Consider the following 23,745-nt stretch of genomic DNA (forward strand, 5'->3'; position numbering starts at 1 on the left):
AAATTCTGCACAAATCTCCGTCGTCTTTTGTTATTTCTCAGATCCGTGCGTTATTCAGCGTCGCAACATTTATATTCTTCTTTACCACCAAACCGGTCATATCAGACAAATCACATTCACTTAGTACTTATCTGAAAATATGAGGCACGCGTTTCGTACTAGTAAAGCCGCGGCAGACAGCCCGTGCGAGATACCCGCGACGGCGCGGGCGCTTCAACGCCGAACGATCGATATCATCGTGATAGTACCGATGCGTCGCGGGACGCGAGGCCCGTAACCCGGCGCAGATAACGGCCGAAGCCCTCGCCCCTGCCATGTCATTCGACGGTGCGCCGTATCAGCGCAAACGACCGTCAGGCGTCGCGGTGCGCGAGCCGCTCCAGCGCTCGTTCGATGCGCTCGCGACAGCCAGGCCAGCTTGCATCAATCGAGTCGCGCTCGCCGGCGTTCACGATGCCCTCCATCGCCGCGCACGCGTCCCGCGCCTCCACGTCGCCCGCCAGCGCGAAACCGCCGCGCATCGAGTGCAGTTGGATCCTGACCGCCTCGACGTCGTCGGACGCGAGCGCGTTGTCGATCACGGCCAGCGAGTGCAGCGTCGCACTCGTCAGTTTCTCGCGCATCTCGTCCGTCATGGCCGCCGGCCGCTCGCCTTCGGGATCGCTCCGCTCCGGTTGATTCGCCGCGCCGCGCATGCCGTGCCGCCGCAACACCGCGTCGAGCGCGGCGATCGACAGCGGCTTGAGCACCACCTCCACCGCGCCGACGTCCGCGCAGCGCCGCCGGTCCTCGTCGGTCGCGTGCGCGGTCATCGCGATCACCGGCACCTTCGCGCCCTGCTCGCGCAGGAAATTCGCGAGCGCGAAACCGTCGAGTTCCGGCATGCCGAGATCGGTCAGCACCACATCGAACGGCTGTGCGAAGTACGCGCGCATCGCTTCGATGCCGTTCGACACCAGCGTCGCGTCGCAATGCAGCGCATCGAGTTGATCGCGCAGCAACGCGCGGCTCGCCGGATGATCTTCCGCGACGAGCACACGCAGCGGCGCGCCGTCGTTCGCGTGCATCGGCAGCGCGGGCGCCGTGGCCGGCACGTCGTCGAACGCGGCGCGCCAGCCGGACGGTGCGTCCGCAAGCGGCAGCGCCACGACGAACGTCGTGCCCGCGCCCGGCCGGCTGTCGACGATCAGCGCGCCGCCCATCAAGCGCGCAAGACGTCCGCAGAGCGGCAGCCCCAGCCCGGTGCCGCCGAAGCGCCGGTAGATCGACGGATCGGTCTGCACATACACGTCGAACAGCGTCGGCAGCGCTTCGGGGGGAATGCCGACCCCGGTGTCGCGCACTGCGATCTCGACGCCGTGCGGGCTGCCGGGGCCAGTGGCCGGGCGCGCGTCGATCGTCACGCCGCCGCGCTCCGTGAACTTGATCGCGTTGCTGACGAGGTTCGACACGATCTGGCGCAGGCGGGTCGGATCGCCGACGTAGCCGCTGGCTAGCCCCGGCGCGGTCCGGCATTCGAGCACGAGCTGCTTCGCGTCGGCGAGCGGGTGGAAGATCGCCGCGACGTCGCGCAGCATCGCGCGCAGGTCGAACGGAATGGCTTCGAGCGCCATCTGGTTGGACTCGGCCTTCGACAGGTCGAGCACGTCGTTGATCATGCGCAGCAACGCATCGGACGACGCCATGACCGTCTGCAACCGGCGTTGCTCGCCGGCCGGTAATTGCGCGCGCGCCATCAGCTCCAGGTTGCCGACGATCGCGTTCAGCGGCGTGCGGATTTCGTGGCTCATCGTCGCGAGAAACGTCGACTTGGCCTTGTTCGCATCGTCCGCGGCCTCGCGCGCCTCGCGAAGCTTGTGCTCCATCTGCTTGCGTGCGGTGATGTCGGTGAGCGTGCAAAGCAGCACGTCGACGCCGCGATAGCGGGTTCGGACGATATGCGCGGCGAGATAGGTCGTGCCGCCGCCGGCGAGTTCGACCGACAGTTCGTGCGTCACGACGCGCGGCGCGCGGCCGTCCGCGGCGCGGTCGCGGTAGGCCTGCCAGATCCGCTTGCCGAGCGACGGCTCCGCTCCCGCGCCGCCATACACCTGCGCGGCCTCGTTGCGAACCATCGTGTCGCCGTTGGCCAGCGACAGCAGCATGAGCCCGGCCGGCGCCGTGCGGATCAGCGTCCGGTTCAGCGCCTCGCTCTCGATCAGCCGGATCGCGCGGCGGTTGGCGGGGCGCAGCGCGCGCCGGTCGAACGTGACGATCGCGATCCAGAGCAGTGCAATCGCGAACAGCGCCGTGCCGGCCGTCAGGCTCGCCTGCATGGCGATAGCGGCCACGATGCTGCGCCAGGAGAAGGTCGTCATCAGCACGAGGCCGGTATCTGGCAGGTGGTCGCTCATGACGAAACGGGTACCGACGCGACGCACGATCATGTGCTCGCCGCGCGGATCGCGCGCGTGGCCGAGCGCCTGCGCGATCATTGCTTCGCTGCCCTGCGTGCCGGCCAGCACATGCGCGTGCGTATCGATCAGCGCATGCGCTTCGTCGCTCGACCGCGATGCGAGGATGCGATCGATCTGAGGCCGGACGACGATGATGCTCCACGCGAACAGTCGCCCGTCGGCGTCGGCCAGCGGACGGACGAATCGCATGACGGATTGCCCGAGCAGTGGATCAAAACGCCTTTCGATCAGGATCGCGTCATTGCTTGCGATATCTGCGACGTTTGCGTCGGACGGCATCAACTGCCGCGCCAGCGCCTTCATCTGGAATCCGTCCGGCAATGCAAGCGCCCGTTTGGCGGCCTCGACGCCGCCCACGGCAAGAAAAGCGCCGTCGGGACTGATCATGTAAAAATTGAATCCCGGCTCGATTGCGGTTGCTCGGGTCGCCATGTCGAGTTGTGGCTCGATCGCGCCGAGATAGCGCGACATCGCGCTCGCCGGGCGGTCAGGCGTGACATCGGCGAGGCCGACGAACTCTGCGCGCCCGGCCCGGCGCCAGACGACCCGGCCACGGCCGGCGGCCAGTTCCTTCAACATCTCCGGCGACGCCTGCCTGCCGGACTTCCAGAGACTCGCCGCGTCTTTCGCGTAGCGGCCCAACACCAGGTTCGTCGACTGCAGCTCGGTAGACAGCAGCGCCTCGCGCCGCAGGAACGCCCCCGATGCGTTCGCGAAATAGTCGAGCAACTCGAGCCGCGCGACGAGCGCCGTGCAGACGAGAATGAACGCCGTGATCGCGACGCCGCCGCCGTACAGCAGCCATTGCTGCTGGCGCCGGACGCGCCCCGGCTCGAATGGCCGGCGGCCCGCGGCCGCGGCATGCGCGATCAGCGTTTTCAGTTTGGTGGGCATGCCTGTTCTTGAAGTCGTGTGCCGGCGCGCGTACCGGTTGCGCGTCTACGCACCGGTTTCCGGCAAATCGGGCAACTGCCCCTCGCTCGCATAGCGAATCAGATCGGCATCGCGGATGATCCCGAGCTTCTTCATCGCGCTCGACTTCTGCGAACTGATCGTCTGCTTGCTGCGGTGAAGCTGGACGGCGATCTCGCCGACCGTCAGGCCGGCCCCGTAAAGGCGCACGACCTCGATCTCGCGGGCCGTCAGCAAGCGCGTGCCGGCCGACGGCTGGCAGTCCTCCAGCAGCTTCTTGACGAACGGCGACAGATAATTCGCCCCGACGAAGGCCGCATGCACCGCGCCGACCAGATGCGAAATCGCATCGGACTTGCTCAGGATGCACGCGACGCCCTGCTTCTGAATCGCGAGCAGCACGCTCGGGTTGTCGATCATCGTGATCGTCACGAGGCGCAGCACCGGATAGCGGCGTTGGAGGAACGACAGCAGCGACAGGCCGTCGCCGTACTTGCCGCCGGGCATCACGTAATCGACGACGAGCACGTCGCTCTGCTGCTCGTCGAGCATCGCCATCAGGTCGGTCGAATTCGAGACGGTGCCGAGCAGCTTGATCGTGCTGCTGCCCGCGAGCGCCTGCGACATCCCGAGCGCGGACGAAGGATGATCGTCCGCCACTATCACCCGCACAAAAAATTCATCCATCTTTATTCTTCTCCCGATACACGCGGCCCGACGTGCCATGTTGAGCGACGCGCCGGGATTCGAATCGATCGCGCAACACGGTTGAGTTACGGCGTTCAGCGAATCGGGCGGTGCGCAGCGTAATTTTAAGATAATAGCCGGGTTCCGGGTCGCGGCGGTAAGGGCGGGCGTGGTCGCTGATAGCCGCCACGGCCCGCCACGCCGGACACCGCGTGGCGGCATGAGCCCTCGGCGGCCCACGGACTGCCGCCCGCACACACCCGATCGACGGCGCCCCCACGCCGTCGATCCATCCCGTCCCGTAGGGTGGCCGAAGCCTCCCTAACGTTTGATCGCGGACTTGTCCGGTTCACCCGAACCGTCATCCGCGGCATGCTGCCATTCACCGATCGCCCGCCGCTTCTGCGACGGCGACATCATGATGAATTCGTTCAGCTTCGTCAGAAAATCCCGTCTGGATTTCTCCGGCAACGTCGCGAATCCAAGCAGCAGCCCGAACACCTTTCCCATATAGCGCACGGCCTTACCCTTCCTTCTTCAGTCGAAATCACGCGGCACCCAGCGATGCGGCGTGTCTGCCTTCCCCGTTTGACGCCGGGCGGTCTGCGCCGCCGCCGCGCCGCGTTTTTCTTATCGTCCCGGCCCGTGCGCCGCCACCGCCGACCTTGCGATCGATGCCGGCCGCTCGTCCGCCGCCCCGGCCGGCAAGTCGATCCCGCGTCGCCGCGCAATGCGGACCAAGGCGCGGCGCAGATCGGCAAGCGTCACGGGTTTGGTCAATACGCATTCGACGTTCGATGCCGCATAACGCCGGGCGTCGTCGGGCGCCAGATGCGAGGCCACGACGATCATGTCGCACGGCAGCGCGCGCGCGTGGACGGCTTCCGCCAACTGGCGGGCCGACATGTCGGGCAGGTCCGCGCCCAGCAGCAACATGTCCCACCCACGGGTCGCGAGCAGATCGAGCGCCGCGCCGCCGGACGACACGCATCGAACCGTACAACCGAGTACGTCCAGCTGCTCGCGGAAGATCGACCCGTTCACGGACGCATCGTCGGCAACCAGCACGCGTGGCACACGCGTGCTGGTTGCCGGCAGCGCCGGCAGGCCGGCATGGACAGCGCGATCCGGCCCGCGCGTCGATTCGGCCGTGGCGACCCGCGCCTGCTCGATCGCCGTGCGCAGCCCGTTCAGCGAATAGCTGGACACGCGGATCGTGCGGCCGGCGACATTCGGCTGCAGCGGGCCGTCCGGCGTGGCCAGCACGACCGGCGTACCGCCGCCGAGGCTGTCGAGCTCCTCGCGCCGCCATTGGTCGGAATCGCCGAAGAGCACGATCGCGTGAGCACGCGCGAGGCACCCGGCGGTAATCCCGATCGCGCTCGGATGCATCGCGACGTCGAAACCCCATGCACGCAGATGCGGAAACGCGAATACGCGCCACGCATCGTCCGGTGACACGACGATCAACGTCTGGCCGGCGCGCGCGCGCGCGCCGACCGCGGCTTTCCGCGCAATCTCCATACGCAGCGGCAGGCGCACGGTAAACCGGCTGCCGATACCCGGCGCGCTGTCGACCGCGATCGTCCCGTCCATCGCGGCAACCAGCCGATCGCACAGCGCGAGCCCGAGCCCCGTGCCGCCGTACCGCCGCGTGATCGACGCGTCGACCTGCGAAAACGGCTTGAACAGCCTCGCCTGTTGCACACGGTCGATGCCGATCGCGAGCTCGGGCGCACCGCGCGGGCTTCGCCCCACCGCCACGCGCGCGACGATGCGCCCTTCGCTCGTGAACTTGATCGCGTTGCTCAACAGGTTGCCGACCACCTGGGCGAGCCGCGTCGGGTCGCCGCGCATGCGCTGTGCGCCGCTCGCGTCGATATCGGCGAACAGCGGCAGCCCTTTCGCCTTCGCGACCGGCGCGAATGCCGCGAGTTCGCGCTCGATCACCGCGATCACGTCGAACTCGATCGACTCGACCGACATCGCACCGGCTTCGATCTTCGAGAAATCGAGGATGTCGCTGACGATCGCGAGCAGCCCCTCGGCCGACGCGCGCAACGTCTGCACGCGGCTCTGCTGCGACGCGTCGAGCGCCGTGCGTTCGAGCAGTTCGAGATTGCCGAGGATCACGTTCAGCGGCGTGCGGATCTCGTGGCTCGTCGCGGCAAGGAACGACGACTTGGCCGCATTCGCCGAATCGGCCGCGCGCACCGCTTCCTCGAGCTGGTGCACGAGGCGGCGCTGCGCGCTCGTGTCGGCGAACGCCGCGATCAGCACGTCCTCGCCTTCGTAACGCGCGCTGTGCGCAATGACCTCCAGATGCAGCGGCGCATCGCCGTGTGCATCGAGCACCAGTTCGGTCGTCATCGTCCGGCCGGCGCCGCCGTCCGCGACGAACGCGTCGTACTTGTCGAGCACCTGCGCGGACAGCGCGTGAAGATCGCCACCGTGCGGCAGCAACATCTGCGTCAGCGCGTCGCTCGCGAGCATCACGCGCCGATCGGACAGCGATACGAGACCGATGCCGACCGGCGCCATCGCGATCACGCTGCGGCACAGCGCCTCGCTGTCGAACACGCGCGCCGAGCGCGCGTAGACCGGCACGAGCACGCGCCGGTGAAAGCGCACGAGCAGCAGCCACATCACGACGATCGCGACGAGCGTCGCCGCGGCCAGCGCACCGGCCTGCATGCCGACGCCGGCTGCCACGTCGGCCCACGACAGCACATAGGCGATCGTCCAGCCGGTTGCCGCGAGCCTGCTGCTGAACACGATCGCGCCATCGCGAAAGCGCGGCTCGTCGGACGCCTGGCCCCCATGCGCGACGTCGAGGCTCAACAGGCGTTCGGTCAGCGCGTTCGTGCGCTCGACACCGGGATCGATCGCAATGAGCCGGTTGTCCGCGGACGTGATGAAGAACACGCCGGCCGACGCGCGCTCGGACACCCATGACAGCAGGTATTCGGGCGCGTATTCGGTCACCAGCACCGCGAACGGCTGGCCGCCGGCACGCGCCTCGGCGGCCAGCCGGATACGCGCCTGGCCCGTGATCGGATTGACGTAGGGCGGCAGCCAGTGAACGGACGGACGGCCGTCCTCCGGCGCCGGCGGGCCGTCGAAATCGATGTGCAACGCATCGAACACCTGCGCGCGTGCGTCGGCCGACGCGAGCGCGGGGTTGTCGCGCGACAGGTGCGGCACCAGCCCGAACACGCCGGTTCGCGTGCTGTAGTGGTAGCCCTCGAGCGTACGCCCGCGATTGATCGAACTCGCCGCGCAGATGCGCGACAGCAGGAACGACAGCGCAAGGTAACGCGCGACCTCGTCGCGTTGCGCGGTCTGGCCCGGCACGCCGACCACGAGCGATGGAAACGGGGTGATCGCAAGCTGCTGGCCGTTATCGAAGAACGCCTTCGTGACGTCCGCCGGCGCCGCGCCGAGTTCGCGCCAGATCAGTTGCGTATTCGCGACGCCGTTGCGAAACGACGTCTCGGCCACCTGCACCTCGTCGACGGTCTCCTCGACACCGTTCAGGAAATTGCGCCGCTCGCCGTCCAGATAGCCGTAAACGATCGACGTGATCCCGAGCCCGCAGGCGATCAGGATCAGGATCGTGACGACGATGCCGCCCCCGAACATCGAGATGCTCTGGTAGCGGCGAATGGACTGAAGTGTGCTGTATGGCATGGCTCGACGTGACGGCGCCCGGAGGGCGGGCGCGCGGCAGAATCCCTGCCGGGCCGGGCGTCACGATGGATACATTCGGGATGGCGATGTCCCGATCATGCCAAACGACACTGCGAAAATCAGTCGTGCATTATCTTTTTAGTACATGTCCTATTTGATTCATCGACGATTTTGAACTTGAACGAAAGTTCATCGCGAAATCGTGTCATGAAGACTGATCCGCTCGGACAGGTCGCGTCGCCGATTCGCGGGGCGGCCGCGCCAATGAAATACCGCCGGCAAGCCGGCGGTAAAACGTGCATCCACGGTGGACGCAGCGCGCCCAAGGCACGCGATACCGTGCATCCGGCAACGGATGCGCATCTCGCGCCGCCGCGCCGGAAACGCCCGCTCAGTTCTGCGTGAGCGGATTCAACGTCGTGCACAGGAAGCCCGTGCAGTTCTTCGGCGTGAAATAGAACGACGCCATCACCGGCGACGCGGTGCCGAGCGCGATGTCGCTCAGATAAGCACTGCCCTGCCCACCGAACGTATTGGCTTGCTGGACGAAGCTCGCGCCGGTCGACTGGATCGCGGCCGACTGGTACGAGAAGGTCGGCGATTGCGTCTGGTCCTTCACGTAGATCCACGAGATCGCCGTGCCGAATGCCATCCCGCCCTTCGCGCGATAGCCCTTCGCTCCTTCGCTGTTCGCCTGCGCGATGAAGTCGCTGACGGTCGACGTCGGCGCCAGCGCGTCGTACGTATAGGTCGCGTTCGACGCGTTGTTCTTCATGTATACGTTCGCCTGCGCGGCACCCACCGCCATCGGGCCGAGGAACCAGTAGCCCGACTGCCCCTGGCCGTTCGCCTGCGTGAGGAACGCATTCGCGTCGGCCGGGAGGCCCGTCGTCGTGTACGTGTAGGTGGCGGACGAACCGCCATCCTTGCGATAGAGATCGCCGTACGTGAGCGGCCCTTCGTAGCGGTAGCCGCTCGCCCCTTGCGCGTTGGCCGCGTTGACGAAGGACGTCATGTCGGCCGGCGCGGTCTGCAGCTGATACGTGTAGGTCTGCGCGGTGCCGTCGTTCACGAAGATCGACTGCGTGCCGCCGTTGCCCGCGCTGTAGAAGTAGTCGCCCAGATAGCGGTAGCCCTTCGCGCCTTCGTTGTTGACCAGCGTCAGGAAGCTCGCGCGATCGGCGGCGACGGGCTGCGCCTCGTAGCGCCAGGTCAGCGTGCTGCCGCCGTTGCCGCCCGAACCGCCGTTGCCGCCGGAACCCGTTCCGCCCGAAGCCGTGCCGCCCGTCCCGCCGCTGCCGCCGTTGTTGCTCGTGCCCGATCCGCCGGACGCCGCGGGCGAGGAATTATCGTCGCCGCCGCCGCAGGCGGTCAGCGCGAGGCAGGTCAATGCGATCAGTGCAACGGCTTTCATCGGGATCACCTTCTGAATGAACAGGACGAACGAAGCCAGTACGCGCGAATCGCACCGCACGCACCGGCCATCACGAATCAGGAATCAGAGATCAGGATTCGGCCGGCGGGCTCCCGCCGGCCCGGCGACGTCAGTTGACCTGGAGCTGGCCACCGCGGCCCAGCCCGCCCTTCACGTCCTGCGCCTTGTAGCTGCGCAGCGCGACGACCATCTTGTTGTACGCATCGATGAACGCGACGACCGTCGCCTTGCCTTCCGGCGTCGACGAGAAGCCAGCCAGCGCGCCGCCCACGCCGCCGCCGAAGCCGCCCAGCGCCGCGCCGTAGTTGGTCGCCGTCGAGCTGCCTTCCGACGCCGCGATCTGCACCGCCGAGCGCACGTCGAACAGCGTCAGCGTCACCACCGACGCCTTCGTCTGCAGGTGCCCCGCCACCGCCGCCACCGCGCTGTTGCCGATCAGCCCGCCGATCATGCTGCCGATCCCGCCGATCGGCGAATCGTTGATCACGATCTGCGGCTCCATGTAGTAGTCGGCCGCGACACGCTGGCCCTTCTGCTGCTTCGAGCCCGCGCGGTATTCGCCCGAGTTGCGCTGCAGTTGCGTGATGCGCGACAGGCGCGCGTCGCTCTTCTGGTTGCCGATCGACGTGATCACGAAGCAGTTCGACTGCTGCACCGCCAGCCGCAGCAGCGGATCGATGCTCGTCACCTTGGTNCGGCCGTCGTCGACGGCGATCGTGCCGAGCGGCGACGTGCAGCGCTGCAGTTGCGAATCGGCGCCGGCGCTCGCGCCGCCGGCCGCCGCGCCCGTCACGCCCGCGTTCTGGCCGCCGGGCGTCACCACGCCGCCGCAGCCCGCGACGGACGCGCCAAGCGCTGCCACCAGCGCACCTCGAGTGAGACGTTGGGAAAGGTTGGTCTTCATGTCGTTGTCGATCGATTAGAGTCGTTGTTCGGCTTATGTGTCCGTGCGAACTTCGATAAGCCCCCCGGCGTGGCGCGCGATGGTGGTCTCCCCGCGGCCGCCCCCGTTGCTCGATGCCCGGTCAGTAGTACCAGTACGTCTGCTGCCAGACGCCGTAGTACGGATAGCCCGAGTACCAGTAGCCGTAATAGGTGTCACGCCACTGCGTGCGCCATTTCCAGTCTTCTTCGTCTTCCTTCTTCGCCTTGCGCGCGAGATCGAGCAGCTTTTTCGATTCCTTGTCGCCGCGGCCCGCCGCGATCGACAGCCACTTCTCCGCTTCGCGCGCATCCGAGCCCATTTCCTCGAGGCCGAACAAGTAGAAGCTGCCGAGCGCCTTCTGCGCGTTCAGGTCACCGCGCTCGGCGGCTTCGCGCATCCACTTGAGCGCCTGGTAGCTGTCCTGGCGCACGCCGTCGCCGCGGAAATAACGCAGGCCGAGGTCGTAGGCGGCCTTCGGCTGGGCCTTCGCGGTTTGCTTGAGCGCGGCGATGCGCGGATCGTCCCGGTCTTCCGCATCGTCCCTTTTTTGATAGGAGACCTGATCTTTAGGGCGATCGGAACAACCTGTGTCGTCGCAGATCCGTACCGTGCCGGCGGTAACCGACGGATCCTGCGCGCACGCGGCCAACAGCAACAGCAGCCCCGGTGCGAGTAAACGGCGATACATGGGTACTTTCCTCAAGTTTTTATTGGCGCCGCAATGCTTCGAGCCATCCCACCCCCGCGAGCTCGTACCCGGTTGCGCGCGGCGCAGCGGATACAATTCCATCCGCCAACGCCGACACGCGCCCAAGGCTCTCTCAGGTTCTCTCTTCGAATCGTTCCGTCACTACGTCATTGCTGCCGCTCTTCGCTGATCCGACTGTGCCGGAATCGACCTCAAAACATGACGCAACAAACAATAGTGACGTGGTGAGCAATAATAATGGAGAAAAATGGCATGTCAAGGGCCTTCGCGCGTTTGAAGTTTGCGTGACGCGTCAGCTTTGATATGCTCTTCCTCGCCAAAACCCCTGGAGACCCCATCGAGATGTCCACCACCGAGCAGGCCAACGTCGATCTCATCACCGCCAACAAGGTGCGCGACCTCCTGAACCGGAACGGCATTCCGCCGCGAAGTCACAACACGACGATCGCGAACGTGCTCGGCCTGAGCTTCTCGGTCGTCACGCGCAAGATGAAAGGCCTGATCCCGTGGAACCTGTCGCAGTTGCAGGACATCGCGACGCACTTCGGCGTGCCGCCCGCGATCCTGCTCGACGACAAGGGCACCCAGCCGGCCGCGGCCGAGATGATCGACGCGACGCTCGCGATCGAATCGAAGCGCTTTCGCTGCCGCGCGGCGATCTCGACGAAGGCCACCAGCCAGATCGAAACGGATTTCGTCGCGATGCAGTGGCAGGGCGAATGGATCATCACCGAACGTCAACATGCGCGCGAGGGCCGCACGTATCCGGTCGACGTGATCGAGCTGCGCTCCGCGCAGCCGAACGTGTATGCGGCGCGGATCGCCGTGGTCGACGATTCGCACGACGTCGCCGAAACGGTCTGTGAATATTTCATCGAGAAAGGCGTGAACGCGATTGCGTACTTCGACGGCGCGAGCTTCCGCAAGGCGCTGGAAGTCGAGGATTTCGACGGCTACATCCTCGACTGGATGCTCGGCGACCAGACGGCCGCCGAACTCGTGCGCGGCATCCGCTCGAGCGAGAACAGCGGCGCGCCGATCTTCCTGCTGACCGGCAAGATCTCGACCGGCGAAGCGAGCGAGGACGAGATCGCGCACATCGTGTCGCACTACAACGCGCGCTGCGAAGAAAAGCCGGTGCGCCTGCCGATCCTGTTCGCGGAAGTCGCCCGCGAACTGAAACTCACGCTGCCGGCGGCGGCGACGGCGACGAACTGAGAACCGGGAGCCGGGAACGAAGACCGGAACCACAACCCGCCACACGAACCACCAGACCGAGGGAAAGACATGCGCGTTTCAACCATCTGGACCAAAAGCCTGCTGACGGCCTGCCTGCTCGGGATGGCCGCCGCGACCTGGGCCGCGTCGTCGTTCACGTTCACCGTCGACGGCAAGATCAGCAAGAGCAACCAGCAGGGGAAGATGACCTACGTCTTTTCCGAACAGGCGCTGATGGCGCTGCCGCAACATACGATCGTCACGTCGACGAGCTGGACGCCGAAGGCGAGCTTCACCGGCCCGCGCCTGTCCGACGTGCTGAAGACGGTCGGCGCGCACGGCACGCAGATCGAATTCCGCTGCATCGACGAATACACGTTCACGATTCCCGTGTCCGATGCCGACAAGTACGGCGTGATCCTCGCGCGGACGATGAACGGCAAGGTGCTCGGCAACGACAACTACGGCCCGCTGTGGATCATGTATCCGCGCGACCAGTATCCCGACGAGCTGAAGACGCCGCTCGGCGAAGCCAAGTTCGCGTGGCAGATCATCGGTCTGACCGTGAAGTGACATGACGCGGCGGCGATGGAAAAATAGAAAAATCATCCTGGTCCTCGGCTCGCTGTGGATCATGGGCTTCGCCGCGTGGGCGTTCCTGCTGTGGGATCTCCTCGCCACCTCGGTCAACGAGGGCGTGCTCGAGGGGCCGCGCGAAGGCGTGTTCTGGACCGCCGCGCAATACCGCAACGTCTACACGCGCTTCGACCGGCAGCTGATTCTCTACGCGACGCGCGAGGACGACGATTTCGCTCACGTGCAGATGCAGCTCGACAGCCTGTCGGTGTCGTTCGGGTTCCTGCAGCGGCCGTCGGAAGTGTCCCAATACTGGCTGCGCATCCCGCGCGCGCGCAACGAGATCGACGCGCTCGGCGAATTCATGACGCGCCTGAAACGCGAGGTGCCGTTGCTGCGCGATTCGCCGAAGCAGGCACGGCAGGTGATCGACGAAGTCAATGCGTACTGGCCGAAGGTCAACGGCCTCGCGAACTACTTCCGCGCGATCGAAATGGCGCAGCGCGATTTCACGTTTCATCAATTGAAGGAAAAGCAGCGCGCGATCCTGACCCTCGGCATCGTGCTCGGCGTGATCCTGTGCGCGCTGTTCCTGCTGCTGTTCTATACGATGCGCACGCGCGACGGCCTGCTCGAACGGCAAAACGCGGCGCTCGACGCGGAACGCAAGGCGTCCGACCGCGCGTTCGAGATGATCGAGGCGAAGAACGCGTTCCTCGGGATGGTCAGCCACGAACTCCGTACGCCATTGCAGGCGATCTGCGGATCGATCGAGATCCTGCTGGCCCGCCCGCAGTCCGATGCGAACCTGAAGACGATCCGGCGGCTGCAGAACTCCGCGCTGTCGCTGGAAGCGCTCGTCAAGGACCTCACCGACTACATCAAGCTGCGCTCGACGAAACGCGTCGCCGAACTGGATACCGTCGGCATCGCGCCGCTGCTGGCCGAAGTGCTCGAACCGCTGCGCGAGCGGATCGTGACGAAACGGATCACGGTCACGCAGCGCGTCGAGCCGCCCGGCCTCGCGATCCGCTCCGATCGCAAGCTGCTGCGGCAGGTGCTGTCGAACCTGATCGAGAACTCGGTCAAGTACACGCTCGGCGGCTCGATCAACGTGGCGATCACGCTCGCCGACGCGCCGGCCGGCCAGCAAGTGAAGATCGCCGTGCGCGACACCGGCGCCGGCATCGCGAAGCAGCATCTGTCGAAGATCTTCGAGCCGTTCTATCGCGCGAACGATGCGGTCGGGCTGCACGTGGACGGAATCGGGATGGGGCTCGCGGTCGTGCGCGAAATCGTGACGACGCTGCGCGGGCATGTGGATGTGCGCAGCGTGGTGGGCGAAGGCAGCGAGTTCGTCGTGACGCTGCCCGTCGAAGTGCCCGCCGTCGATACGGCCGGCACCGCGGCCGGCGACGTGCTCGCGCTGTCGCCCGTGCCGGCGCACCGCGACCGGCGCGCGCTGGTGGTCGACGACAACGACAACGCGCGCGAGACGCTCGGCGCGATGCTGTCGGCGCTCGGCATCGACGCCGATCTGTGCGGCACCGGCCAGGAAGGCGTCGCGCGCTTCGGTACGGGCCGCTACGACCTCGTCGTGCTCGATCTCGAACTGCCGGACCTGAGCGGATTCGATGTGGCGCGGCGCATTCGCGCGGTGGCGCAACCCGGCGACGACGGCCGGCATCCGGCGATCCTCGGCGTCAGTGCGTATGAATCGGCCGCGTTGCGCGAGAACAAGCGGGTGTTCGACGCGTTCCTGCCGAAGCCGGTTCACCTGCGCGAACTCGGCGCGCTCGTCGAGAAGCTGCTCGCCTGAACCGCGCGCCGGCGCGGCGTCGCGCGTTCTTCGCTTGCCCGGCTACGCGCCTGCGTGCCTACTCGCCGATCAGATGCAGCACGATGTCGCGCCGGTGCGCCGCGCGGCGATGCTCGAACAGATAGATCCCCTGCCACGTGCCGAGCACCATGCGCCCGTGCTCGACCGGAATCGACAACTGCACCTGCGTGAGCGCCGTGCGCAGATGCGCGGGCATGTCGTCGGCGCCTTCGGTGTCGTGCTCGTAGCGCGTGTCGTCCTCGGGCGCGAGCGTCGCGAAATAGCGTTCGATGTCGCGCTGCACCGACGGATCCGCGTTCTCCTGGATCAGCAGCGACGCCGACGTATGGCGGCAGAACACGGTGAGCAGGCCGGTGCGGATCGCCTGCTGATCGACGAACGCGCGCACCTGCGGCGTGACTTCGACGAGGCCGCTGCCGCGCGTATCGACGCCGACGTGCGTGATGGCCTGTTGCATCGCCATGACCTCAGGCCAGCGCGGCGAAGCCGTCGGCTTCGATCTGCTTCGCGTCGGCGGGGCGCACGACGCGCGCGACTTCGACCCCATCGCGCAGGAATACCAGCGTCGGCCACAGCTTCACGCCGAACGAGCGACCGAGCGGACGGCCGGGGCCGTCCTCGATCTTCAGGTGCCGCACGGCTGGATGCGCGGAGAACGACGCCGTGATCGCGGGCTGCGCGCCTGCGCAGATCCCGCACCAGTTCGCGCCGAATTCGATGACGGTTGCGCCGCCCAGTGCGTCGACTTCCGCGCGGGTCGGCGCGTTGGCGGTGTAGCGTTGCTCGGTGTCCATCAGGCCCTCGTGTGCGTTGGCGGAATGGGACTGCGCGCCGGTGCGAGGCGGGCGGGTGCAGTCTTCGATTTCTTACTGTAGCGGAAAAGCCCATGCGTTGCCGGCTCGGTCCGGCGCGGCGCCGGCGCCTCTTTGCGTACCGTTCGGAATGACACGACAAGATTCGGAGCGTCGCGCCGCCGCGACGGGATCAGCATGAGAACCGATCCCGTCAACGAAGGACTCGACATGAATGCGCCACATTGCGTCACCGAACCGAACATCCTCTACTTCGGCACGCCCGTCGTGCTGGTCAGCACGCTGAACGAAAACGGCACGGCCAATCTCGCACCGATCTCGTCCGCGTTCTGGCTCGGCTGGCGCGGCGTGATCGGCATCGCCGCCAGCTCGCAGACCACCCGCAACCTGCTGCGCACCGGCGAATGCGTGCTGAACCTGCCGTCGTCCGCGCAGGCGGACGCGGTGGACCGGATCGCGCGCACGACGGGCACGTATCCGGTGCCCGACGGCAAGCGCGCGAAAGGCTACATATTCGAACCCGACAAGTTCGGCACGGCCGGGTTCACCGAGGCCGCGTCGCAAACGGTCGCGCCGCCGCGCGCGCTCGAATGTCCGGTGCATATGGAAGCGGTCGTCGCGACCACGCATGGGATCGGCGACGACATGCCGGACCTGCGCGGCCGTATCCGTGTGTTCGAGGTACGCATCCAGCGCGTGCACGCGCATCCCGACCTGCTGATGGACGGTCAGCCCGACCGCATCGATCCGGACAAATGGTCGCCGCTGATCATGAGCTTCCAGAAGTTCTACGGGCTGGCGCCGCGACAGGTGCATGCATCGCGGCTCGCCGACATTCCCGAGCACGCGTATCGCAGCCCCGATATCGAGCGCTCGCGCGAGGCGGGCGTGATGATCGGTACCGGACGGTGACGACGCCGCAAGCGCCAGCACGGCGGCATCGCTGACACACGTGATGCAGATGATCGGCGCGGTATTCGGCGTGGCGATGCCGGGCGCGCTGGACGACGCGTGCGGCGGTGCGGCCGGGCTGAGAGTCGCGATGTTGACGGGCAGCGCGCGGCGCTCGCGTGGCGGCGCACGGCCCGCACCGGCACGCGGGCCGGCGCGCCGAAGCCGATCGGATAAGATACGGCCGGCCACGCACCTTGGCCCATGACCGAACCGACGGAGTGTTTTCAGTGATTCAACCGACCCAAGTATTCAAGGACAACCTCGCGCAACTGCCGGCCATCGACGGCATCGCGCGCATCGATCTCGTCGGCGCGAACGGCGACGTGGTCGCGACCATCGAGAACCAGCCGGGCAAGCAGGGCTCGCTCGCGGTGTACCACTATCTGAAGCAGGCGTTCGGCACGCTCGACGCGAACGCGGCCGAACACGGCCTCGCGGTGTTCGCCGAGCATACGGCCGACGCACGCAATCGTCCGGGTGCGCACCCGAACGTCGATCGTCTGCTCGCGATCGTCGCGGGCGGCGATGCGCTGCGGATCGACGTCGTCGCGAACGGCTGAGTCGGCCGCGACACGCGCGACATCCCGCGATCGTCGTGTCCGTGTTCTTTTCTCCGGAGACCCACCGCGTGTTCCGCCCGATCGCCCTGCTGCCAGGCCGCCGCTTCGTCTCTGTCGCTGCGGTCGCAGCCATTGCGTGCGCCGCGCCCGGCGGCACGGCCTCGGCCTGGGCCTCGCCCGATACGCCGCGGACGGCCTCCGAGATCGCCGGCGCGTCGCTGGTACCGCTCGGCGTGCTGCCGCGTTCGCCGGAGAACGGTTCGCTCGACCCGTTTTGCGCGCAATATCGGGCGAAAACCACTTCAGCGGCCGGCCGGGAAGTCGCGCAGCGCAACTGGATCGTGACGTCCGACGCACCGCTCGGGCGCTACACGGTTGTCACGTTCGCGAGCGGATTCAGCGCCGGCACGAGCGCGATCTGCTTCGCGCGCAACGGCAATATCGGCGTATTCGACGGCACGACGCTCGTTGCGCTCGGCTACACCGCACATCAGGCCGGCTGGCAACTCGGCTCGGCCGATCGGCTGGAAAGCGGCGCGCTGCTGATCTGGGGCGGCGACGGCCCGGCGCCGCCGGTCGGCGAGTTGCACGAAGAAAATGGCGGCCTGAGGCTGACCCGCGTCGCCGCCGAAAGCACTCACTGCGACGGCCGCGCGGTCGTGCCGAACGTGTACGGCAAACCGCTCGATGCGGCACGCAAGATACTGATCGCGCATGGCTGGCAGCCGCTGCGTCCGCGCGAGAAACCGGATGCGCTGGACGGCGCGGCGACGCTCGCGAAGCACGGCATCATCGAAGCCGAAGCGTGTTCGGGCACCGGGATGGGGTATTGCGCGCTGCGCTACCGGAATGCGGCCGGCGTGCTCGGCGTGACGACGGTGGGCGGCGAGCCGGACCGGCCTGCCGCGAATACCGTGATCGACTATCAGGTCGCCTGTCGCAAACAGTGAGTAGTGTGCCGGCCGCGCATGCGCGATGCAGGCGTCAGGCGATCCGTGCCGTCCGGCCATCGTCCGTTCGCTCGATTGACCGGCCTCGCACGCCCTCCTAAACTGGGTTCCCTTTTACGCCGCACCAGCAAAAGGGACTGCCATGGTCGACCTCTCCACGCTCGCGCTGTTCTCCGGCGCGTGTCTCGCGCTGACCGTCACGCCCGGCCCGGACATGTTGCTGATCGCGTCGCGCAGCGTGAGCCAGGGGCGGCGCGCCGGCTTCGCGACGCTCGCGGGCATTCAGGCCGGCACCTACTGCCACGCGCTCGCGGCCGCGCTCGGTCTGTCGCAGCTCTTCGTCGCGGTGCCGCTCGCGTACGACGCGGTGCGTTTCGCGGGCGCCGCGTATCTGCTGTATCTCGCCTGGAAGACGTTCCGTTCGGAGGCGACCGCGCTGTCGCCCGTCGCGTCGCAACGTCGCCGCTCGACCGCGGCGATCTTCCGCCAGGGGCTGACGACGAACCTGCTGAACCCGAAGATGGCGCTGTTCGTGCTCGCGCTGTTCCCGCAGTTCGTGCGGCCCGAACACGGTTCGATCGCCGTGCAGATTCTCGTGCTCGCGACGGTGCTGAACCTGATCGGGATCGTCGTGAACGGCGCGGTGATTCTCTCCGCGAGCCGGCTGAGCCAGCGGATCGGCGCGCGCCGTCGGCCGTCGAAGGTGCCGCAGTATCTGCTCGGGTCGGTGTTCGTGGGGCTGGCGGCGCGGCTCGCGGTGGCGGGGCGGGACTAACCCCGTCGCATTCCGTAGTACCCGGTCCATCCCGACACCGAATCGCGCTGCTTGCCGGGCCCGGATGTCCCGAGAGCGCTCGGGTCCGCATATCGTCACCAATCTCTCCGACCGAAGAAATACGGTCGCGAACTCCCCTCACGTCTGACTCACCGCCTGTGTCCGCGCCTGCGGTCGGTCGCCGTTCTTGTATCGACATAACATATTTGTTACTATACCGACTCACGGTTATGAGATCCAGTTCTTCAATGAGCGTGTAGCGGTGGGCGTAGCGTCGTTGCCGACGACCCTGCTTGCCCGGTACTTTGCACTCGCTGACCGCATGGAACGGTACGGCCCGAATCTCGGGGAACCCCATTCCCGATCGATGGGAAACGGCCTGTACGAAATGCGCTTGAAAGGCGCAGAAGGTATTGCCCGAGTGTTTTACTGCGCGATCGTCGAGCGGCGTATCGTCATGCTCCACTGTTTCGTGAAGAAGACGCCAAGGACGCCGCCGAAGGAACTGGAAATCGCGCGTCGTCGATTGAAGGAGGTTCGAGATGGCAACCTATAAGGAACTACGCGAGCGGGCATTGGCCGACCCCGCGGTGCGCAGGGAATACGAACGATTGAATCGCGAGGAATTCGCGCTGCTCGACGCGATGCTGGCGGCGCGGCGAGAGGCCGGCTTGTCGCAAGCCGATGTGGCGGAACGTATGGGCACGAAAGCACCCGCCATTACGCGACTCGAGCGCGCGCTCGCCACCGGGCAGCATTCCCCGTCCATCGATACGCTGCGCAAGTATGCGGCGGCTTGCGGCAAGACGCTCCTGATCTCGTTCGCCTGAATCACGCGCGCTCGAAACGGTCGGCTTCCATGCCGGATTTCGATACCGGCACGCGCGCGAGGCGCCCGAGCGCCGAAGCCTTCAGCGCGTCGCCCCCAGCGCCACGCGCAGCCGCTCCATCAACCGCGTGTAATGCCGCAGCACGTCGTCCTTCGGCACGATATTCGCGGTCGCGAAACGCTCGGACCACGCCGGCTTCCATTCATACGAACCGTGCACGCTGCGGTCGCCGTCGGGCGCGTGGATCAGCGAGCGGATCCGTGCGTCGCGGCCCGGCCCCGTATGCATCTCGAACAGCGCGTGGATGAACGTGTGATACGCGTCGTACACGTCGTCGTCGAACAGGTAGCGGTAGATGTGGAACGTGCGGTCGAGGTCGCGCTTCGCGCGGATCACGTCGTCCGGCGAGATGTCCTTCCAGTAGCCGATCCACGTGTAGAAGCACAGCAGCGCATTGAGCTGCGGCGCGACCGCGTCGTACAGCGCGAGCCGCTTCTCGATCAGCCGCTGGTTGGTCCACTGCACGAGTTCGAGCCGCTTCAGCCGGCGCGCGACGAGCCAGCCGAGACAGGCGACCGACAACGGCGTCAGCACGCCGAGCACGAGCTTGACGATTTCCAGCGAATTCCACGGCGTATTGAATGGCTGCATGTAGGGCTCGACAGGAAAAAACGCATTCGCGTCGACGCGTGACCCCGGCGCGCCACGCAGCGCCGCTTGGCCGATCGCATCGGCATTGACCGTTAGTTGCTTGCACATCGAACTGTGCGCGACCGCGCGGCAAGACGTTCGGCGTAGCTCACCTCACCAGTGTATCGGGCGATTGTCACCGCGCCATGACCGTTCGTCGACGCGCCGCCGCGCGGCCGCCCCGCTTCAGGTCGGCAGCGCCGACGTGAGCTTCACCTTCTGCATCGGAATGTCGGTCTTCACGCTCAGCACGCCGGGAATGCGCGTCAGGTATTCCATCTGGAAGCGCCGGTAATCGTCGATGTCGGCCGCGACGACGCGCAGCAGGAAATCGCAGTCGCCGGCCATCAGGTGGCATTCGACCACTTCCGGCATCTGCTGGACGGCCTCGGCGAAACGGTTCACCGATTCCGCGTCCTGCCCCTTCAGCCACACGCGCGTGAAGATCGTCAGCCCCTTGCCGACCTTCGCCGGATTCAGCACGGCCACGTATTTCTCGATCACGCCGGCTTCCTCGAGCAGCCGCACGCGCCGCAGGCACGGGGACGGCGACAGCCCGACCTCGTGCGCGAGCTCCACGTTCTGCATGCGGCCGTCGCGCTGCAGCGCGCTCAGGATCCGGCGGTCGATAGCGTCAAGTTTCATTTGGCATCCAATTCCAAAAAATTCTCATATCACACGTTCAATGCCAAATTCTGAGAAAAATCTGGCGACAACGCAACCCGATTCGAGTCAAAAAAGCAGACAATTCCTCCCCCGAAGGAGGAGTAATGAGCAGTAGCGTTTCAACGTCGTCCGGGCTTCGCGACAGGCCCGCCTATGTCGCCGAGATGGGCCGCGGTTTGCGCGCGGCGCTGCCCGTCATGCTGGGTTTCATGCCGTTCGCGCTGGTGCTGGGCGCGCAGGCCGCGCAGAAAGGGCTGAGCCTGTTCGAGGTGCCGATGATGACGGGCCTGAACTTCGGCGGCGGCTCCGAATTCGCGGCGATCCACCTGTGGACGTCGCCGCCGCACATCGCGCTGATCGTCGCGATGTCGTTCCTCGTGAATTCGCGCCACATCCTGATGGGCGCCGCGTTCGAGCCGTATATCCGCCGCCTGCCGCGCCGCCGTGCGTTCGTCGCGCTGTTCTTCATGTGCGACGAGAGCTGGGCGATGTCGCTCGCCGACGCGCGCGAGCGCTCGGCCACGCACATCAGCGTGCCCTATTACGCGGGCATCTGCATCGGGCTCTACCTGACGTGGATCTCGATGACCACCCTCGGCGCGGCGGTCGGCCCGACGATCGGCGACGTCGAACAGTACGGCTTCGACATGGCGTTCACGGCCGTGTTTCTGGTGCTGCTGCGCGGGATGTGGAAAGGGGTGCGCGCGAGCCGCCCGTGGTTCGTGAGCCTCGTCGTCGCGGCGGCCACCCATCTCGCGCTGCCCGGCGCGTGGTATGTCGCGGCCGGCGCCTGCGCGGGGCTGATCGCCGCGCTGCTGTGGGAGCCGCGCGATGCCTGAGCTTCCGGATTTCGGCACGGTCGCGACGATCGTGCTGATGGCGTCGACCACCTACCTGTCGCGCATTCTCGGCTACGTGCTGCTGCGCAATCGCACGCTGAGCCCGCGGATGGCGTCGGTGATGGAGAACGTGCCGGGCTGCGTGCTGATCTCGGTGATCGCGCCGGCCTTCGTGTCGACGCGCCCCGCCGACCTGTTCGCGCTCGCGATCACGCTGCTCGCGGCGACGCGCCTGTCGATCCTGCCGACGGTCATCGTCGGCGTCGCGTCGGCCGGCCTGCTGCGCTACCTGCTCGGCTGAGCAGGTCCGGACTGCCGCGCCGGCAGGCACATTTCACGACACGACGAACGGGCGCCCGATGCGCCCGTTTTCACGTTCGCGCCGACCGGCGCCATCAGCGCGACACGACGATCCTCGCGCCGGAGTGCTAGCCTTGTGGCTTGCGCCACGCCGCACTTCCCCTCTCATTGCCCTTCACGAGGATCGTCCCGATGCAAGCAACCCGCCCGCTGTTCGACCGTGTCCTGCTCACCAACGACGACGGATTCGACGCTCCCGGCCTCGACATACTCGAACAGGTCGCCACGCAACTCGCGCGCGAAGTGTGGATCGTAGCGCCAGCCGAGGACCAGAGCGGCACGTCGCATTCGCTGAGCCTGCACGAACCGCTGCGCGTGCATCGCAAGGGCGAGCGCCGCTTCGCGGTGCGCGGCACGCCGGGCGACTGCGTCGCGATCGCGGTCAGCCACCTGATGAAGGGCGCGCGGCCCGACGTCGTGCTGTCCGGCGTGAATCGCGGCGCGAACCTCGGCACCGAAACGGTGTTTTCCGGCACGGTCGGCGCGGCGATGACGAGCATGCTGGTCGGCGTGCCGGCCATCGCGCTGAGCCAGGCCTTCATCGATCGCAACGCGGTGCCGTGGGGCACCGCGCTCGCGCATGCGCCGGACGTGATCCGCCGGCTCGTCGCGGCCGGCTGGGACAACGACGCGTGCCTCAACGTGAATTTCCCGCCGCGGCCGGCCGACGACGTGCGCGGCCTGAAGGTGACGAACCAGGGCGCCGGCACGCTGCAGGGCGTCGAGATCGTGTCGGGACGCGATCCGCGCGAGATCGACTATCACTGGCTGAAGCTCGCGCGCGCACCGCGCGACGACGACGCGGATTCGGAAACGGTCGCGCTCGGTGAAGGGTATATCTCGGTCACGCCGCTGAAGTTCGAGCGCACGCACGATCAAGCGCTCGCGCGGCTGCGGTCGAACCTCGGCTGATCGAGCGCTTCGTCGAATGGCCTCGGCGGTGGCGCACGCGATACCCGCGCGCCGCCTTACTGCCTCATCGCATCACGTCAGATTCAACCCGCCGTCGAGCATCACGATCTCGCCCGTCACGTAATCGGACGCGACGAGCATCGCGACCGTCTGCGCGATATCGTCCGGCGTCGCCGCGCGACGCATCGGCGCGCGCTCGCGCCAGAGCTGCTGCGCGTCCGTCCAGTCGGCGGTCAGCGGCGTATCGACGAGCCCCGGCGCAACCGCATTGACGCGAATCGCCGGCGCGAGCGTACGGGCGAGCAGCCGCGTCGTGTGATTGAGCGCGGCCTTCGCGGCCGCATACGGAATCGACGCGCCCTTCGGCCGCACGCCCGCATGCGAGCTGACGTTCACGACACACCCGGCCCGCCCGTGCGACGCCGACTCGCGCAGCGCGGCCTCCGCTTCGGCCACCAGCCGGAACGGCGCGATCACGTTGATTTCATGCAGCTCGCGCCACACGTCGGGGGTGGCCGCCGCGAGGTCGTCATGCGGAATCACGCGGCTGACGCCCGCATTGTTGACGAGCACGTCGAGCCGCCCGTGCACCGCGAGCGCGTCGCGGATCAGCCGCACGCGTTCGGTATCGTCGGCGAGATCGGCCTGCACGTACGCGCCGCCGAGTTCGCGCGCCATCGCACGCCCGGTGTCGGCCGAGTTGCGCGAATGCAGGATCACCGCGTAGCCGTCGGCCGCGAGGCGGCGCGCGACGGCCGCCCCGATCCCCGACGTCGAGCCGGTGACGAGCGCGACCGGCCGGTGCAGGCGCGACGCGCGCGGCTCGCCGGCGGCTTCGGTTTCAGGAGCGGTTTCGGTTTCGGCAATCGGGGCAGACATCGGCGGCAGCGGCGCGTCCATGGCGTGGAACCCTGTCAGTGGCGTTCCCGCATCATAAGCGCGCCAGGGT

The 23,745-nt window shown here is 66.9% G+C and carries 25 protein-coding genes; 13 read left to right on the top strand and 12 right to left on the bottom strand.

Annotated features, from left to right (window positions below):
- Positions 1–353: 353 nt before the first annotated feature.
- The 4 genes from HWX14_RS19520 to HWX14_RS19535 form a co-directional block, all read right to left on the bottom strand.
- A complete protein-coding gene (locus HWX14_RS19520) occupies positions 354–3,350 on the bottom strand; it encodes a hybrid sensor histidine kinase/response regulator (protein WP_175884053.1) in 2,997 nt (998 codons plus the stop codon).
- Between the two features lie 45 nt (positions 3,351–3,395).
- Positions 3,396–4,055 carry a response regulator gene (locus tag HWX14_RS19525; RefSeq protein WP_175884054.1) on the bottom strand — a complete coding sequence of 220 codons (660 nt, stop codon included), beginning with the start codon at positions 4,053–4,055 and terminating at the stop codon, positions 3,396–3,398.
- Positions 4,056–4,376: 321 nt separating this feature from the next.
- Positions 4,377–4,565, bottom strand: a complete 189-nt coding sequence (locus HWX14_RS19530) for a hypothetical protein (RefSeq protein ID WP_175884055.1) — start codon at positions 4,563–4,565, stop codon at positions 4,377–4,379.
- A gap of 120 nt (positions 4,566–4,685) precedes the next feature.
- The gene (locus HWX14_RS19535) at positions 4,686–7,745 is read right to left on the bottom strand and encodes an ATP-binding protein (protein ID WP_175884056.1); all 3,060 of its coding nucleotides are present in this window, start codon (positions 7,743–7,745) and stop codon (positions 4,686–4,688) included.
- A gap of 207 nt (positions 7,746–7,952) precedes the next feature.
- On the opposite strand from HWX14_RS19535, the gene HWX14_RS19540 reads away from it, so the two are divergent.
- On the top strand, positions 7,953–8,150 hold the full coding sequence (locus HWX14_RS19540) for a hypothetical protein (protein WP_175884057.1): 198 nt from the start codon (positions 7,953–7,955) through the stop codon (positions 8,148–8,150).
- Here the strand turns inward: HWX14_RS19540 and HWX14_RS19545 are convergent.
- The 3 genes from HWX14_RS19545 to HWX14_RS19555 all read right to left on the bottom strand — a co-directional run bounded on the left by HWX14_RS19545 (position 8,137) and on the right by HWX14_RS19555 (position 10,793).
- Positions 8,137–9,159, bottom strand: coding sequence for a hypothetical protein (locus tag HWX14_RS19545; RefSeq protein ID WP_175884058.1), 1,023 nt, complete (start codon positions 9,157–9,159; stop codon positions 8,137–8,139). The genes HWX14_RS19540 and HWX14_RS19545 overlap by 14 nt on opposite strands.
- 130 nt (positions 9,160–9,289) lie before the next feature.
- Positions 9,290–10,084, bottom strand: a complete 795-nt coding sequence (locus tag HWX14_RS19550; RefSeq protein WP_175884059.1) for a hypothetical protein — start codon at positions 10,082–10,084, stop codon at positions 9,290–9,292.
- A gap of 121 nt (positions 10,085–10,205) precedes the next feature.
- A complete protein-coding gene (locus tag HWX14_RS19555; RefSeq protein WP_175884060.1) occupies positions 10,206–10,793 on the bottom strand; it encodes an SEL1-like repeat protein in 588 nt (195 codons plus the stop codon).
- Positions 10,794–11,156: 363 nt separating this feature from the next.
- Here HWX14_RS19555 and HWX14_RS19560 point away from each other — a divergent pair, with 363 nt between their 5' ends.
- The 3 genes from HWX14_RS19560 (at position 11,157) to atsR (ending at position 14,427) form a co-directional block, all read left to right on the top strand.
- Complete coding sequence (locus tag HWX14_RS19560; protein ID WP_175884061.1) at positions 11,157–12,032, top strand: helix-turn-helix domain-containing protein; 876 nt, start codon at positions 11,157–11,159, stop codon at positions 12,030–12,032.
- 69 nt (positions 12,033–12,101) lie between these two features.
- Positions 12,102–12,605, top strand: a complete 504-nt coding sequence (locus HWX14_RS19565) for a molybdopterin-dependent oxidoreductase (protein ID WP_175884062.1) — start codon at positions 12,102–12,104, stop codon at positions 12,603–12,605.
- A gap of 1 nt (position 12,606) precedes the next feature.
- A complete protein-coding gene (gene atsR, locus HWX14_RS19570; RefSeq protein WP_175884063.1) occupies positions 12,607–14,427 on the top strand; it encodes a hybrid sensor histidine kinase/response regulator AtsR in 1,821 nt (606 codons plus the stop codon).
- 58 nt (positions 14,428–14,485) lie between these two features.
- Here the strand turns inward: atsR and HWX14_RS19575 are convergent, their stop codons facing one another.
- Positions 14,486–14,905, bottom strand: coding sequence for a secondary thiamine-phosphate synthase enzyme YjbQ (locus tag HWX14_RS19575; RefSeq protein ID WP_175884064.1), 420 nt, complete (start codon positions 14,903–14,905; stop codon positions 14,486–14,488).
- A gap of 10 nt (positions 14,906–14,915) precedes the next feature.
- Positions 14,916–15,242, bottom strand: coding sequence for a thioredoxin family protein (locus HWX14_RS19580; RefSeq protein WP_006485487.1), 327 nt, complete (start codon positions 15,240–15,242; stop codon positions 14,916–14,918).
- 228 nt (positions 15,243–15,470) lie between these two features.
- Here HWX14_RS19580 and HWX14_RS19585 point away from each other — a divergent pair, with 228 nt between their 5' ends.
- From HWX14_RS19585 to HWX14_RS19610, 6 genes are all read left to right on the top strand, one after another.
- Complete coding sequence (locus HWX14_RS19585) at positions 15,471–16,172, top strand: flavin reductase family protein (RefSeq protein WP_175884628.1); 702 nt, start codon at positions 15,471–15,473, stop codon at positions 16,170–16,172.
- A gap of 269 nt (positions 16,173–16,441) precedes the next feature.
- Positions 16,442–16,774, top strand: coding sequence for a DUF2322 family protein (locus HWX14_RS19590; protein WP_175884065.1), 333 nt, complete (start codon positions 16,442–16,444; stop codon positions 16,772–16,774).
- Between the two features lie 68 nt (positions 16,775–16,842).
- Complete coding sequence (locus tag HWX14_RS19595; RefSeq protein ID WP_175884066.1) at positions 16,843–17,724, top strand: PASTA domain-containing protein; 882 nt, start codon at positions 16,843–16,845, stop codon at positions 17,722–17,724.
- A gap of 142 nt (positions 17,725–17,866) precedes the next feature.
- Positions 17,867–18,499, top strand: a complete 633-nt coding sequence (locus HWX14_RS19600) for a LysE family translocator (protein ID WP_175884067.1) — start codon at positions 17,867–17,869, stop codon at positions 18,497–18,499.
- Between the two features lie 214 nt (positions 18,500–18,713).
- Positions 18,714–19,055 carry a type II toxin-antitoxin system RelE/ParE family toxin gene (locus HWX14_RS19605; protein ID WP_175884629.1) on the top strand — a complete coding sequence of 114 codons (342 nt, stop codon included), beginning with the start codon at positions 18,714–18,716 and terminating at the stop codon, positions 19,053–19,055.
- Positions 19,042–19,329 (top strand): helix-turn-helix transcriptional regulator, encoded by a 288-nt coding sequence (locus HWX14_RS19610; protein ID WP_175884068.1) that lies wholly within the window; start codon positions 19,042–19,044, stop codon positions 19,327–19,329. Before HWX14_RS19605 ends, HWX14_RS19610 begins: the two co-directional genes overlap by 14 nt.
- Positions 19,330–19,410: 81 nt before the next feature.
- Here the strand turns inward: HWX14_RS19610 and HWX14_RS19615 are convergent, their stop codons facing one another.
- Complete coding sequence (locus HWX14_RS19615; protein WP_175884069.1) at positions 19,411–19,980, bottom strand: hypothetical protein; 570 nt, start codon at positions 19,978–19,980, stop codon at positions 19,411–19,413.
- A gap of 225 nt (positions 19,981–20,205) precedes the next feature.
- The gene (locus HWX14_RS19620) at positions 20,206–20,664 is read right to left on the bottom strand and encodes an Lrp/AsnC family transcriptional regulator (protein WP_006486309.1); all 459 of its coding nucleotides are present in this window, start codon (positions 20,662–20,664) and stop codon (positions 20,206–20,208) included.
- A 125-nt stretch (positions 20,665–20,789) separates the two neighbouring features.
- On the opposite strand from HWX14_RS19620, the gene HWX14_RS19625 reads away from it, so the two are divergent.
- From HWX14_RS19625 to surE, 3 genes are all read left to right on the top strand, one after another.
- Positions 20,790–21,524: an AzlC family ABC transporter permease gene (locus tag HWX14_RS19625; RefSeq protein ID WP_175884070.1), complete on the top strand. Its 735-nt coding sequence runs from the start codon at positions 20,790–20,792 to the stop codon at positions 21,522–21,524.
- Complete coding sequence (locus HWX14_RS19630) at positions 21,517–21,825, top strand: AzlD family protein (protein WP_175884071.1); 309 nt, start codon at positions 21,517–21,519, stop codon at positions 21,823–21,825. The genes HWX14_RS19625 and HWX14_RS19630 overlap by 8 nt, the downstream gene beginning before the upstream one ends.
- A gap of 191 nt (positions 21,826–22,016) precedes the next feature.
- Entirely contained in the window at positions 22,017–22,796 is a 780-nt protein-coding gene (surE, locus tag HWX14_RS19635; RefSeq protein WP_175884072.1) for a 5'/3'-nucleotidase SurE, read from the top strand.
- A gap of 72 nt (positions 22,797–22,868) precedes the next feature.
- On the opposite strand, the gene HWX14_RS19640 is transcribed toward surE, so the two are convergent.
- Positions 22,869–23,696, bottom strand: coding sequence for an SDR family oxidoreductase (locus tag HWX14_RS19640; RefSeq protein WP_175884073.1), 828 nt, complete (start codon positions 23,694–23,696; stop codon positions 22,869–22,871).
- Between the last annotated feature and the right edge of the window lie 49 nt (positions 23,697–23,745).

It is taken from the genome of Burkholderia sp. BCC0044, from assembly GCF_902832955.1.
In the GTDB taxonomy this organism is placed as follows: Bacteria; Pseudomonadota; Gammaproteobacteria; order Burkholderiales; family Burkholderiaceae; genus Burkholderia.

Bases quoted from the DNA above. Each gene is read 5' to 3' on its own strand.
- HWX14_RS19520 (WP_175884053.1), bottom strand. From the start codon at position 3,350: ATGCCCACCAAACTGAAAACGCTGATCGCGCATGCCGCGGCCGCGGGC.
- HWX14_RS19525 (WP_175884054.1), bottom strand. From the start codon at position 4,055: ATGGATGAATTTTTTGTGCGGGTGATAGTGGCGGACGATCATCCTTCG.
- HWX14_RS19530 (WP_175884055.1), bottom strand. From the start codon at position 4,565: ATGGGAAAGGTGTTCGGGCTGCTGCTTGGATTCGCGACGTTGCCGGAG.
- HWX14_RS19535 (WP_175884056.1), bottom strand. From the start codon at position 7,745: ATGCCATACAGCACACTTCAGTCCATTCGCCGCTACCAGAGCATCTCG.
- HWX14_RS19540 (WP_175884057.1), top strand. From the start codon at position 7,953: ATGAAGACTGATCCGCTCGGACAGGTCGCGTCGCCGATTCGCGGGGCG.
- HWX14_RS19545 (WP_175884058.1), bottom strand. From the start codon at position 9,159: ATGAAAGCCGTTGCACTGATCGCATTGACCTGCCTCGCGCTGACCGCC.
- HWX14_RS19555 (WP_175884060.1), bottom strand. From the start codon at position 10,793: ATGTATCGCCGTTTACTCGCACCGGGGCTGCTGTTGCTGTTGGCCGCG.
- HWX14_RS19560 (WP_175884061.1), top strand. From the start codon at position 11,157: ATGTCCACCACCGAGCAGGCCAACGTCGATCTCATCACCGCCAACAAG.
- HWX14_RS19565 (WP_175884062.1), top strand. From the start codon at position 12,102: ATGCGCGTTTCAACCATCTGGACCAAAAGCCTGCTGACGGCCTGCCTG.
- atsR (WP_175884063.1), top strand. From the start codon at position 12,607: ATGACGCGGCGGCGATGGAAAAATAGAAAAATCATCCTGGTCCTCGGC.
- HWX14_RS19575 (WP_175884064.1), bottom strand. From the start codon at position 14,905: ATGCAACAGGCCATCACGCACGTCGGCGTCGATACGCGCGGCAGCGGC.
- HWX14_RS19580 (WP_006485487.1), bottom strand. From the start codon at position 15,242: ATGGACACCGAGCAACGCTACACCGCCAACGCGCCGACCCGCGCGGAA.
- HWX14_RS19585 (WP_175884628.1), top strand. From the start codon at position 15,471: ATGAATGCGCCACATTGCGTCACCGAACCGAACATCCTCTACTTCGGC.
- HWX14_RS19600 (WP_175884067.1), top strand. From the start codon at position 17,867: ATGGTCGACCTCTCCACGCTCGCGCTGTTCTCCGGCGCGTGTCTCGCG.
- HWX14_RS19610 (WP_175884068.1), top strand. From the start codon at position 19,042: ATGGCAACCTATAAGGAACTACGCGAGCGGGCATTGGCCGACCCCGCG.
- HWX14_RS19615 (WP_175884069.1), bottom strand. From the start codon at position 19,980: ATGCAGCCATTCAATACGCCGTGGAATTCGCTGGAAATCGTCAAGCTC.
- HWX14_RS19620 (WP_006486309.1), bottom strand. From the start codon at position 20,664: ATGAAACTTGACGCTATCGACCGCCGGATCCTGAGCGCGCTGCAGCGC.
- HWX14_RS19625 (WP_175884070.1), top strand. From the start codon at position 20,790: ATGAGCAGTAGCGTTTCAACGTCGTCCGGGCTTCGCGACAGGCCCGCC.
- HWX14_RS19630 (WP_175884071.1), top strand. From the start codon at position 21,517: ATGCCTGAGCTTCCGGATTTCGGCACGGTCGCGACGATCGTGCTGATG.
- surE (WP_175884072.1), top strand. From the start codon at position 22,017: ATGCAAGCAACCCGCCCGCTGTTCGACCGTGTCCTGCTCACCAACGAC.
- HWX14_RS19640 (WP_175884073.1), bottom strand. From the start codon at position 23,696: ATGGACGCGCCGCTGCCGCCGATGTCTGCCCCGATTGCCGAAACCGAA.